Consider the following 13,021-nt stretch of genomic DNA (forward strand, 5'->3'; position numbering starts at 1 on the left):
TCATGGCCGTCTTCACCCCTATTGAACTAAGCGATATCTCCGCTTGGATCTCAAGCGACTTTGATATCGGGCAGGCCATCGATATTCGTGGAATTCATGGAGGTATTGAGAATTCCAATTTCTTTCTCGACACCGAGAAAGATGGCAAGAAACAAGAATATGTTCTGACTATTTTTGAAAGACTCTCTGCAGAGCAGCTTCCTTACTACCTAGAGCTGATGCGCCACTTGGCCAATAAAAATATTCCAGTACCTAAGCCGCTTGAAAATAAGCGGGGGCAAATTTTATTTAATCTCAAAGGTAAGCCTGCAGCAATTGTGAGCAAGCTTCCCGGCCTTTCTAGGCTTGCGCCCGAAGCTAAGCATTGCGCCTTGGTTGGAGAGTCTTTAGCCAAAATGCATTTAGCCAGCAGCGACTTTAAGCAAACTCAAGAGAATCTTCGCAGTCTTTCTTGGTGGCAAAAAACAGTTCCACAAGTGTTGTCACACTTGAGTGACACACAAAAAGAGTTACTGACTAGCGAGCTCTTAACCCAAGAGCAATTCTTTAGCTCTGAAGCCTATAAATCACTGCCACAAGGAGCAAGTCATTGCGATCTCTTTAGAGATAACGTGCTATTTGATCCTCAAGGCACAGGTGATAGCTCTCAAGATCAGCTTGGCGGTTTCTTCGACTTTTATTTCGCTGGAACAGATAAGTGGTTATTTGATTTAGCAGTTACTGCAAATGACTGGTGTCTTGCTGACAATAAGCAAGATTTAGATCCTGCTCGTCTTAAGGCGCTAATGGATGCCTATCAATCAATTCGACCACTCACCACTGAAGAACAAACAAGTTGGCCACTCATGTTGCGCGCTGCAGCTCTGCGTTTTTGGATCTCCCGCCTGTGGGATTTTTATTTACCACGTGATGCGCAAATGCTCACCCCACATAACCCTCGTCATTTCGAAAATATTCTCTTAAGTCGCAAGGTAATATGAAACTCAATTCCGTCGCCCCAAAAGAGGGTTACACCTGGATACGTCAAGGTATTTGGCTTTTCAAACAAAATCCTTTGGGTTTTTTGATGCTGGTATTCATGTACATATTTTTGGCGCAACTTGCGGTACTTGTACCCGTGATAGGGATTTTTGCCGTCTTATTGCTCACGCCCACTTTGTCAGTTGGCTTTATGACTGCCTGTCGCCTAGCAATTCAAAAAGAGCGTATTCGGCCCTCGGTATACGTGATTGCACTGCAATCCACCCCCATGGTTCGTAAACGCATTCTCCAATTAGGTTTGGTCTATGCCGCGCTTATTCTGGCCCTCAGCTTTATCTTAAGTATGTTGGTAGATTTTGAGTTGCTCATTCCACTAATGACTAACGACAAGCCCATTACTCCAGAAGTTATCAATCAGATTTATCTGATTCTCTTTTTTGGTGGACTTCTTTATGTGCCAGTGGCAATGTTGATGTGGTTTTCTCCCGTACTCGTTGCTTGGTCTGATATGCCCATAGCACAAGCGCTTTTTTCCAGCGCTGTTGCTTGCTGGACCAATCGAGGCGCATTCTGTTTATATCTCGCAATTTGGGGTGCGATCTTAATCGCCATTCCTTTGACAATTGGCTCTATCTTTGATGCTCTCGACTTAGGTCAAGCCGCATCATTCATCATCGCCCCTATTTCCATGGCAGGGCTGACTGTGATGCACTGCTCTTTCTTCGCCACATGGAAAGCATGCTTTGCTGAAAAAGAATCAGCTAGTTTAATCGCCTAATCTATCGCTGCAAGCTTAGCAATACTAAGCTGCAGCCATTTCACACCATGGCGCTTGAAATTTACCTGAGCGCGCGCATCAGCATCATTACCCTCTAAGCCCGTAATGCGCCCTTCACCAAACTTGGTGTGAAACACATTTTGCCCGATCGTAAATGGGTAATTTCCTCGTGGTGGTGAGGCCATTCTGGTAACGGCGGTTGAGGCAGAGCCTACTCGACCAATTTGCCTTGCAGGTCGCTCACGCTCGTTACCAGTGTCAAAGAAATCATTCGATCCAAACTCGCGCTGACGTGTATAGCCATTACTAGCCCCACCCCAACGCGCATCCTTCACTTTTGGAGTGAGCCACTTCAGCGAATCAGATGGCAACTCTTCCAAGAAGCGCGATGGCATGTTGTAGCGAACTTGACCATGCAACATTCGTGACTGCGTATGAGAGAGATAGAGACGTTCTTTTGCGCGAGTAATTGCCACATACATTAAACGTCGCTCTTCTTCCAAACCATGCTGCTCATTAATGCTGTTCTCATGAGGGAATAATCCCTCTTCCAAGCCAGTAATAAATACTGAGGTGAACTCCAAGCCTTTAGCAGAGTGCACCGTCATCAACTGCACAGCATCTTGACCTGCCTGAGCTTGATTATCACCAGCCTCCAATGAGGCGTGCGAGAGAAATGCAGCCAATGGTGATACATCCACTACGCCAGGCGTATTCTCACCCGGCAGTGTGGCGGCCGCTGCATCTTGGCCATAACCTTCTTCCGCAATAAATGCGGTTGCAGCATTAATTAATTCTTGCAAGTTTTCTACACGGTCTTGACCTTCGCGTTCTGAGAGATAGTGCTGAATCAGACCGCTATTTTGAATCACGAATTCCACTGTCTCAGGCAATGTGTTGTGACGAGTGGCCTCACGCATATGGTCTACCAAGCGCACGAAGCCACTCAAGGAGGCACCAGCTTTGCCGTCTAATGTCGATGCTGCCAAATACAAAGAACTATTTTGTGCACGAGCTGCATCTTGGACAGCCTCAATCGATCTCGCCCCAATACCGCGTGTCGGGAAGTTGACGACACGAGAGAAGGAGGTGTCGTCATTTGGATTTTCTAGTAAACGTAAATAGGCTAAGGCATGTTTAATCTCCGCGCGCTCGAAGAAGCGTAATCCACCATACACACGATACGGAATCGCCGCAGAAAATAAAGCGTGCTCAATAATGCGTGATTGAGCATTACTTCTATAAAGCAAGGCAATTTCAGTACGCTTAATACCGCTATTAACCAGGGCTTTAATTTCATCTACTAGCCATGCAGCTTCAGCATGATCACTCGGCGCATCATAGATGCGAACGGGCTCACCATGACCTGCATCGGTACGCAAGTTCTTACCTAGACGATCCGTATTATTAGAAATGAGGTAATTGGCTGTATCTAAGATATGGCCATGTGAGCGATAGTTTTGTTCAAGCTTGACCATCATCGGGTGATATTGCTTTTCATACAGACGCATGTTCTCTACATCCGCGCCGCGGAAAGCATAAATACTTTGATCATCATCACCTACTGCAAAAACCGCACTACTTCCCATGCCGCTGACATTGATACGACTAGCATCGTGACCAGAGAGTAATTTGAGCCAAGCGTATTGCAAGGCATTGGTGTCTTGAAACTCATCAATCAAAATATGACGGAAGCGCTCTTGATAATGTGTCCGAATAGCCTCGTTATGTTTGAGCAATTCATAACTGCGTAACAAGAGTTCAGCAAAGTCGACTACGCCTTCACGCTGACACTGCTCGTCGTAAGCCTCATACAACTGCGCCATCTTGGCCTGAAAGTCATCCCCTGCGGATAACTCTTTTGCACGCTGACCACGCTCTTTGGCGTGGGCAATAAAGTATTGCAACTGCTTTGGGGGATATTTCTCATCATCGACCTTTAAGCCCTTCAAAAGCCGCTTAATGGCAGAAAGCTGATCTTGGGTATCCAAAATCTGAAAAGTGGATGGCAAGCCTGCTTCTTTGTGATGTGCACGCAATAAACGGTTGCAAAGGCCATGAAAAGTGCCGATCCACATGCCTCGGGTGTTAATGGGCAACATCGCGCTTAAACGCAACATCATCTCTTTAGCTGCCTTATTGGTAAAAGTCACCGCTAGGACGCCAATGGGTGAAACCTGGCCTGTTTGGATCAACCAAGCTATACGGGTCGTCAGAACGCGGGTTTTTCCACTGCCAGCACCAGCCAAGATCAGGGCTGACTGGGCCTGGCCATTTTCATTTACCGGCGGGAGGGTCACTGCCTCGCGTTGTTCTGGATTAAGGTTTGCGAGTAGGTCTGAGTACATCGCCCCAATTATAATTTGCCTCTTATGCCAAATGCTTCGAATACCCCTAATTCACCCGACTCCCCATTAACTAGTTCTTTAGACGAACTAGCTAAATCCTATGAACCCGCCCCAATTGAAGCTTATTGGGGTCCGGAATGGGAACGCCGAGGCATTGCCGACGCCACTCTAGATGAGGGCAAGGGAGATTTCTCAATTCAGTTGCCGCCACCAAATGTGACAGGCACCTTACACATGGGTCACGCGTTTAATCAAACCATCATGGATGGTTTAGTGCGCCATGCGCGCATGTCTGGCAAAAATACCTTGTGGGTTCCAGGTACAGATCATGCTGGTATCGCTACGCAAATTGTCGTTGAGCGTCAACTCGATGCACAGAAGATTTCTCGCCATGATTTAGGTCGTGAGAAATTCTTGGAAAAGGTGTGGGAGTGGAAAGAAACTTCTGGCAACACGATTACCCGTCAAATTCGTCGCTTGGGTGCCTCAATTGATTGGGGTAAAGAATATTTCACGATGGACAGCAAGATGTCCAAAGCAGTTGTTGAGGTATTCGTTCGCCTACATGAACAAGGATTAATTTATCGCGGTAAACGTTTAGTGAACTGGGATCCAGTACTCGGTACTGCTGTTTCAGATCTAGAGGTAGTGAGCGAGGAAGAAGATGGCTCGATGTGGCACATCCGCTATCCATTAGCAGATGGCTCCGGACACCTGACCGTTGCCACCACACGTCCGGAGACCTTGCTGGGCGACGTTGCCGTCATGGTCAACCCAGAGGACGAGCGCTACAAACACCTCATCGGTAAATCAGTACAGCTACCGCTATGTCAGCGTGAGATTCCGATTATTGCGGACGACTATGTTGATTTAGCTTTTGGCACTGGTGTGGTTAAAGTAACGCCTGCGCATGACTTCAACGACTATGCCGTTGGACAACGTCATCAATTGCCACTCATCAATATCTTGACTCTCGATGCCAAGATTAATGAGAATGCACCTGCGGTTTATCAAGGTCTTGAGCGCTTTGCTGCCCGCAAACAAATCGTTGCCGATTTAGATGCAGCTGGTTTATTAGAAAAAGTACAGCCACATAAATTAATGGTGCCACGTGGTGATCGCACCCAAACTATTATTGAGCCGATGCTCACTGACCAGTGGTTTGTCGCAGTTTCCAAACCAAGTCCAGATAACCAATATCAACCAGGCTCTTCTATTGCTGGCGCTGCGCTAGATGCAGTAAAAAATGGTGACATCAAGCTAGTTCCAGAAAACTGGATCAGCACCTACTCTCAGTGGTTGGAAAATATTCAAGACTGGTGCATCTCTCGACAACTCTGGTGGGGGCATCAAATCCCTGCTTGGTATGGCGATGATGGACAGATCTTTGTAGCGCGCTCCGAAGAAGAGGCTAAAGCTAAAGCTGCTACTGCGGGTTACGCCGGTCAACTCAATCGCGACCCTGATGTCTTAGATACCTGGTTTAGCTCAGCGCTGGTGCCATTTAGCTCGCTAGGCTGGCCAGAAGAAACGCCAGCCCTAAATCACTTCTTACCTTCTTCAGTGTTGGTAACCGGCTTTGACATCATCTTCTTCTGGGTAGCCAGAATGGTCATGATGACTTGCCACTTTACTGGCAAGGTGCCTTTCCATACCGTGTACGTGCATGGCTTAGTCCGTGATGCTGAAGGTCAGAAAATGAGTAAGTCCAAAGGAAATACTTTGGATCCAATCGATTTGATTGACGGCATCAAGATTGAAGATCTAGTTGCTAAGCGCACTACCGGCTTAATGAATCCTAAGCAAGCTGAAAGCATTGGTAAGAAAACCAAGAAAGAGTTTCCGGAGGGCATTCCTGCATTTGGTACAGATGCCCTTCGCTTTACCTTCGCCTCACTCGCATCACTTGGTCGAAATATTAATTTTGATCAGAAACGCTGCGAAGGTTATCGCAACTTCTGCAACAAGCTCTGGAACGCCACTCGCTTTGTGCTCATGAACTGCCCCGGCAACGATGAGGATAATGGCTTTGCACCGTGTGACAGCCAATGTGGCCCAGAAGGACAGCTTGACTTCTCTCCGGCGGATCGTTGGATTGTTTCTATATTACAAAGAACCGAAGCTGATGTTGCTAAAGGCTTCCAAAACTATCGCTTTGACAACATTGCTACAAGCATTTACCAATTTGTCTGGGATGAATACTGCGATTGGTATTTAGAATTAGCCAAGGTGCAGCTCCAGACTGGAACGCCTGCACAACAACGCGCCACTCGTCGCACGCTGCTGCGCGTTTTAGAAACCATCTTGCGTATGGCTCATCCACTGATCCCATTCATCACCGAAACCCTCTGGCAAACCGTTGGGCCGAAGGTTGGTAAAGAGCTAGCTAAGCACGATAAGCAAACCATTGCGCTGCAACCCTATCCCGTTGCTCAACTCGATAAGATTGATGAGCAAAGCGAAGCTTGGGTAGCTCAAATTAAATCGATTGTGGATGCTTGCCGCAATCTACGTGGCGAGATGCAAGTTTCTCCTGCACTCAAGGTACCCCTCTGGATTAGTGGGCCGCAAGATTTCTTGAAAAAGGCAAGTCCGTACCTGACTGCTTTAGCCAAGCTATCTGAAGTCAAGATCTATGATGACGAGTCCGCTTTAGAGAAAGATGCTCCAGGTGCGCCGATGGCCCTAGTGGGTAATCTCAAGCTACTACTCAAAATTGAGGTAGACGTAGCGGCCGAAAGAATTCGTTTGGGTAAAGAAATTGAGCGCCTAGCTAATGAGATCACCAAAGCACGCAGCAAACTTGGCAATGAAAGCTTTGTAGCTCGTGCCCCAGAAGAGGTGGTAGCGCAAGAAAAGCAACGCCTTGCTGGGTTTGAGCAAAACCACGAAAAGCTTGTTGCACAATTAGAGCGACTGAAATAAAGCAGCGATAAAACGATCGGAAACATCATGCCATTAAGCACTAAAGCCGTTACCAAAGCCGTCTTCCCTGTTGCAGGTTTAGGCACACGCTTCTTGCCAGCTACCAAGGCTAGCCCGAAAGAGATGCTCAATGTGGTGGATAAACCGCTCATTCAGTATGCGGTTGAGGAAGCCATTGCTGCTGGCATTACCGAAATGATTTTTGTAACTGGTCGTAGTAAGCGTGCGATTGAGGACCACTTTGATAAAGCCTATGAATTAGAAGCTGAGCTCGAAGCCAAGAATAAAACTGCTTTACTGGAGATTGTTCGTAGCGTTAAACCTAGCCATGTGGATTGCGTCTATGTCCGCCAACCAGAGGCATTGGGCTTAGGTCACGCAGTTTTATGTGCAGAAAAGCTCGTACGTGATGAGCCTTTTGCCATCATCCTGGCGGATGACTTACTCGATGGCCAGCCACCAGTGCTCAAGCAAATGCTCAAAGTATTTGATGAGCAAAATGGCTCCGTCTTAGCGGTGGAGAAGATTGATCCCTCTAAAAGTAGCTCTTACGGCATTATTTCCGGAGCAGAAGCATCCAAAGGTATTTATCGCTTGAATGGCATTGTGGAAAAGCCACAGCCCAAGGATGCACCGTCCAACTTAGCGGTAGTGGGTCGCTATGTTCTCTCTTCAGATATCTTTAATCACATTCGTAATCTCAAGCCCGGTGCTGGCGGTGAAATTCAACTCACAGATGCGATTGCCTCACTACTCAAGGAAGAGCCCGTATTTGCTTATGAATACGATGGCGTACGTTATGACTGCGGTAGCAAGCTTGGCTACCTCAAGGCTTCAGTAGAATTTGCTTTACGTCACCCAGAAGTCAGCACTGAGTTTGCAGCTTATTTAAAGAGCCGCTCTTTAACCTAGACCTTATCATTGATCTCGAATAGGAGAAAAGCAAAAAAGGCAGAAACACTCCCTGCCTTTTTCTTTGGTGCTGAGAGCTTGAGTACGCTCTATCTTCTCTTGAGAAAGAAAACCAAAACATCACCCTCTGCAGTGCTAGAGAGCAGCTCATTACCGGTCTGCTTAGCAAACGCAGGAAAGTCATGCGCAGCACCAGCATCCGTGGCCTTTACTTTCAGTACTTCGCCTGATTGCATAGTCGCTAAAGCTTTCTTGGTGCGCAAGATTGGGAGAGGGCAGTTCATGCCAATCGCATCAACCTCAAGATTAAATTCGATGACATCGCTCATTTAGATGCCACCCAATCTTTTACGCCAGCTAAAGCCGCGACCAACTTGCTTGGATCGGTGCCGCCGGCCATCGCCATTTCCGGCTTACCGCCGCCCTTACCACCAACTTGCTGAGCAACGAAGTTCACTAAGTCACCTGCTTTTACTCTAGCAATCGAATCTGCAGTCACACCAGCAATCAGACTCACCTTATCACCCTGCACTGAAGCCAACACAATTGCTGCAGTCTTTAACTTTGCTTTCAGGGCATCCATAGTCTCGCGCAAGACTTGCGCATCTGCCCCATCTAAGCGCGCCGCCAATACTTTGAGGCCATTGACATCAACTGCTTGCGTTGCCAATTCATCACCTTGGCTAGCAGCAAGCTTGGAATTGACCTTATCCAATTCACGCTCAGCCTGACGCAAACTATCTTGAAGTTGGGTAACGCGACTCACTAAATCACCCGGATGGGTTTTAAGAATCATCGCTACTTCATTGATCTTATCTTCTAGACCTTGTAAGAAGTTCAATGCATTTTTTCCGGTCACCGCCTCAACACGACGGATGCCAGCTGCTACACCACCTTCAGAAATAATCTTCAAACTACCGATATCGCCAGTACGTCCAACGTGAGTTCCGCCACACAACTCTTTAGAACTACCGATTTCTAGTACGCGCACTTCGTCAGCATACTTTTCGCCGAAGAGCATCGTAGCACCGGTTTTCTGAGCATCGTCCAAGGACATCACTTTTCCGGAGGTCGCAGTATTAGCCAAAATCTCGGCATTCACAATATCTTCGACCCGACGTATTTCTTGTGCGGTAATAGGTGCGCTGTGAGTAAAGTCAAAGCGGGTTTTACTGGCATCAACCAAAGAACCTTTTTGCTGTACATGGTCGCCCAATACTTCGCGCAATGCTTTATGCAAAATATGCGTAGCGCTATGGTTACGCATTGTTTCTGTTCTTTGCTCTATATCCACCAAGGCATTGATTGTGTCGCCAACCTTGAGTTCTCCCTCTTGTACTTCGCCCTGATGTCCAAAAACATCCGCCTGAATCTTGAAAGTATCTTCAACTGCAAAACGCACCGCTTCATTACGCAACTCACCTTTATCGCCAACCTGTCCACCAGACTCAGCATAGAAAGGCGTGTTGTCTAACACGATCACTGCTGCATCACCCGCCTTGATAGACTGCACTGCAGAACCATCAACATAGAGCGCAGTGACTTTGGCGCCATCATGCTTCAAAGTGTCGTAGCCATGAAACAGGGTTGGCTTGCCAGAGTACTCAAGGCCTTGAGCCACCTTGAACTTACCAGCTGCTCTTGCTTGATCGCGTTGCTTTTGCATTGCCAAGTCGAACCCTTCTGCATCGACAGTAACATCGCGCTCACGGCATACGTCTGCAGTGAGATCTAATGGGAAGCCAAAGGTATCGTGTAAGCGGAAGGCAGTTTCACCATCAAGCGTCTTGGTACCACCAGCAAGCGCACTCTCCAAAATCTCCATACCGTTTGCGATTGTCTGGAAGAAACGCTCTTCCTCCTGCTTAATCACTTCACTCACTTTATCTTTCGCTGCCTGCAACTCTGGATAAGCCTGACCCATCTCTTTTACGAGGGCAGGAACGAGTTGATAAAAGAAAGGTTTACGTGCACCCAATTTATAGCCATGACGAATCGCACGGCGCGTAATACGACGCAAAACATAACCACGACCAGCATTACCCGGAATCACGCCATCCACCACAATAAAACTACAAGCGCGAATATGATCAGCAATGACTTTGAGAGACGGACTGCTTGGGTCGCAATTCTCACCACCAGCTACATCAACAGCCTCTTTGGCCGCTTTGAGCAAATTAACAAAGAGGTCAATCTCGTAGTTCGAGTGCACATGCTGCAACACTGCCGCAATACGCTCAAGACCCATACCCGTATCGACGCTCGGCTTGGGCAATGGATTCATATTGCCCGCTTCATCGCGATTGAACTGCATGAATACGTTATTCCAGATCTCAATATAGCGATCGCCATCTTCATCAGGACTACCAGGGGGGCCACCTGCAATATGTGGGCCGTGGTCATAGAAGATTTCAGTACAGGGGCCACATGGACCTGTATCGCCCATCATCCAGAAGTTATCTGAAGCGTAACGAGCGCCCTTGTTATCGGCGATGCGAATAATGCGCTCCGCTGGAACACCGATTTGTTTGTTCCAAATCTCATAAGCCTCATCGTCTTCCGCATAAACAGTGACGAGCAGCTTTTCTTCTGGCAATTTAAAGACCTCAGTCAGCAAACCCCAAGCAAACTGAATCGCATCCTTCTTGAAGTAATCGCCAAAAGAGAAATTACCCAGCATTTCAAAGAAGGTGTGATGACGGGCTGTGTAGCCAACGTTATCCAAGTCATTGTGCTTGCCACCGGCACGAATACATTTCTGGGCGCTTGTAGCTCGGTTATAGGGGCGCTTATCAAAACCTAAAAATACGTCCTTAAACTGGTTCATCCCCGCATTGGTGAACAACAGGGTTGGGTCGTCTCCGGGCACCACTGGGCTGGATGGGACAATTTGATGGCCTTTTTGGGCGAAGTAATCCAGGTACGCCTGGCGAATTTGAGAGACTTTCATGCGAATAATTATCGCATTGGCACTAGTCGGGGGCAAACCCTTGGTAAAGCACCTCAATCCTGCCTTACAATCCCGTAACGTTAATAAATAGATCGGCCTTTAAGTCGATATAAGGAGCTCAACTTGAAAATTCGCAATCAACGGGATTTTGGTGCCGGAATCATGTATATGGTTATCGGCCTGTTCTTCACCATAGTGGCTAGTAAATATCCCATGGGTACAGCAGCCAAGATGGGGCCCGGTTATTTCCCTTTCTTCCTGGGCATACTAATGACGCTACTGGGCTTGCTGGTGCTCGTAAAGTCCTTGGGGGCGAAGGCTACCATTGAAAGCATCCCTAAATTCAATTGGCGCATTATTGGCCTGATTACCGGCTCTGTAGTGCTTTACGGCATTCTCTTGCCGACTATGGGCTTTGTCGTCGCCGTATTTGTGCTGGTATTTATGTCAGCTAGCGCAAGCCATGAGTTCCACTGGAAGGGCACATTAATTAATGCTACCTTCTTAGTTGTCTTTACTTACTCTGTATTCGTAATGGGGCTGAAGCTTCAGTTCCCATTGCTACCTTTCTTTCTTCAATAACAGACCGGGACTCTAAAAAATGGATTTATTTGCTAATTTAGCGCTCGGTTTCGATACAGCGTTTACCTTACAAAACCTACTCTATTGCCTGATTGGCTGTATTTTGGGTACATTAATTGGTGTTTTGCCAGGCCTGGGTCCAATCGCGACAATTGCGATGCTCCTGCCAGCCACCTATGCATTGCCTCCAATTGCTGCCTTGATTATGTTGGCCGGTATTTACTACGGATCACAGTACGGTGGCTCAACTACTGCGATTTTGCTCAACATCCCAGGGGAAACGTCCTCGGTGGTGACGGCGATTGACGGCTATCAAATGGCCAGAAATGGTCGGGCAGGTGTAGCTCTCTTTACCGCTGGCATGGGTTCATTTTTTGCTGGTTGCGTAGCAACATTGGTTTTGGCTGCATTTGCCGCCCCACTCTCCCAGTTAGCATTTAAGTTCGGCCCTGCTGAATACTTCTCGCTAATGGTTTTAGGATTGATTGGTGCGGTCGTACTTGCCTCTGGCTCTTTGATCAAGGCAATCGGCATGATCATTCTTGGTCTTTTGATGGGCTTGATTGGTACCGACGTGAACTCTGGTGTGTCACGATATGCTTTTGACATCCCTGAATTGAGTGATGGTATTGGTTTCGTGGCCGTTGCAATGGGTGTTTTTGGTTTTGCAGAAATCATGAGCAACCTTGAGAAAAAGGGTGAGGATGAAGGCTTCTTGAACAAGATGACCACCATGATCCCAACCAAACAAGATGTGAAGCGCATGATTCCATCCATCTTGCGCGGTACAACCATCGGATCAATCTTAGGAATTCTGCCAGGCGGCGGTGCTGCCCTAGCAGCATTTGGTGCCTACTCCGTTGAAAAGAAATCGTCCAAGTACAGTCATGAGTTTGGTAAAGGTGCGATTGAGGGTGTAGCCGGTCCTGAAGCAGCAAACAATGCTGCTGCCCAAACCTCCTTCATCCCATTACTCACCCTAGGTATTCCACCAAATGCCGTAATGGCCTTGATGGTTGGCGCAATGACGATTCATAACATTCAGCCAGGCCCACAAGTGATGACCAGCAACCCAGCCTTATTCTGGGGTCTGATTGCCTCGATGTGGATTGGTAACGTGATGTTGATTCTCTTGAACTTGCCACTCATTGGTATTTGGGTAAAGCTCTTGAAGATTCCATATCGCTTCATGTACCCAGCTATTTTGGTGTTCTGCTGTATCGGCGTATATACCGTCAACAACACCGTATTTGACGTTTATGTAACCGCAGCCTTTGGTTTGATTGGCTATCTCTTCTTTAAGTTGGGTTGCGAGCCACCCCCATTGCTCTTAGGCTTCGTGCTTGGACCGATGATGGAAGAAAACTTCCGTCGCGCCCTCTTGTTGTCACGTGGTGACTTCACAACCTTCTTAACCCGCCCACTCTCATTAGGTCTGCTTATCGCAGCAGCCCTCTTAGTTGTGATCGTGGCTTTGCCGGCGGTTAAGAAAACCCGTGAAGAGGCTTTCGTAGAAGAGTAATTCTCGAACGCTACCCAGAAACG

The 13,021-nt window shown here is 47.5% G+C and carries 9 protein-coding genes; 6 read left to right on the forward strand and 3 right to left on the reverse strand.

What is annotated here, in order from left to right; translation table 11 throughout:
- Window positions 1–2: 2 nt before the first annotated feature.
- Window positions 3–980, forward strand: a complete 978-nt coding sequence (locus ICV89_RS09050; protein WP_215308337.1) for a homoserine kinase — start codon at window positions 3–5, stop codon at window positions 978–980.
- Entirely contained in the window at window positions 977–1,759 is a 783-nt protein-coding gene (locus ICV89_RS09055) for a BPSS1780 family membrane protein (RefSeq protein ID WP_215308338.1), read from the forward strand. Before ICV89_RS09050 ends, ICV89_RS09055 begins: the two co-directional genes overlap by 4 nt.
- On the opposite strand, the gene ICV89_RS09060 is transcribed toward ICV89_RS09055, so the two are convergent.
- Complete coding sequence (locus tag ICV89_RS09060; RefSeq protein ID WP_215308339.1) at window positions 1,756–4,107, reverse strand: UvrD-helicase domain-containing protein; 2,352 nt, start codon at window positions 4,105–4,107, stop codon at window positions 1,756–1,758. The two genes, ICV89_RS09055 and ICV89_RS09060, sit on opposite strands and share 4 nt — an antisense overlap.
- A 24-nt stretch (window positions 4,108–4,131) precedes the next feature.
- Between ICV89_RS09060 and ICV89_RS09065 the strand changes: the two genes are divergently transcribed.
- Together ICV89_RS09065 and galU are read left to right on the forward strand one after the other, a co-directional pair.
- Window positions 4,132–7,032: a valine--tRNA ligase gene (locus tag ICV89_RS09065; RefSeq protein ID WP_215308340.1), complete on the forward strand. Its 2,901-nt coding sequence runs from the start codon at window positions 4,132–4,134 to the stop codon at window positions 7,030–7,032.
- A gap of 27 nt (window positions 7,033–7,059) precedes the next feature.
- Window positions 7,060–7,944, forward strand: a complete 885-nt coding sequence (gene galU / locus ICV89_RS09070) for a UTP--glucose-1-phosphate uridylyltransferase GalU (protein ID WP_215308341.1) — start codon at window positions 7,060–7,062, stop codon at window positions 7,942–7,944.
- An 89-nt stretch (window positions 7,945–8,033) separates the two neighbouring features.
- Here the strand turns inward: galU and ICV89_RS09075 are convergent, their stop codons facing one another.
- Together ICV89_RS09075 and alaS are read right to left on the reverse strand one after the other, a co-directional pair.
- Window positions 8,034–8,261 carry a sulfurtransferase TusA family protein gene (locus tag ICV89_RS09075; RefSeq protein WP_215310385.1) on the reverse strand — a complete coding sequence of 76 codons (228 nt, stop codon included), beginning with the start codon at window positions 8,259–8,261 and terminating at the stop codon, window positions 8,034–8,036.
- Window positions 8,262–8,269: 8 nt separating this feature from the next.
- Window positions 8,270–10,894, reverse strand: a complete 2,625-nt coding sequence (alaS, locus tag ICV89_RS09080; protein WP_215308342.1) for an alanine--tRNA ligase — start codon at window positions 10,892–10,894, stop codon at window positions 8,270–8,272.
- 123 nt (window positions 10,895–11,017) lie between these two features.
- On the opposite strand from alaS, the gene ICV89_RS09085 reads away from it, so the two are divergent.
- Together ICV89_RS09085 and ICV89_RS09090 are read left to right on the forward strand one after the other, a co-directional pair.
- Window positions 11,018–11,476: a tripartite tricarboxylate transporter TctB family protein gene (locus ICV89_RS09085; RefSeq protein WP_215308343.1), complete on the forward strand. Its 459-nt coding sequence runs from the start codon at window positions 11,018–11,020 to the stop codon at window positions 11,474–11,476.
- 19 nt (window positions 11,477–11,495) lie between these two features.
- Window positions 11,496–12,998 carry a tripartite tricarboxylate transporter permease gene (locus tag ICV89_RS09090; protein WP_215305119.1) on the forward strand — a complete coding sequence of 501 codons (1,503 nt, stop codon included), beginning with the start codon at window positions 11,496–11,498 and terminating at the stop codon, window positions 12,996–12,998.
- Window positions 12,999–13,021 lie beyond the last annotated feature (23 nt).

Source organism: Polynucleobacter sp. Adler-ghost (assembly GCF_018688495.1).
Taxonomy (GTDB): Bacteria; Pseudomonadota; Gammaproteobacteria; order Burkholderiales; family Burkholderiaceae; genus Polynucleobacter.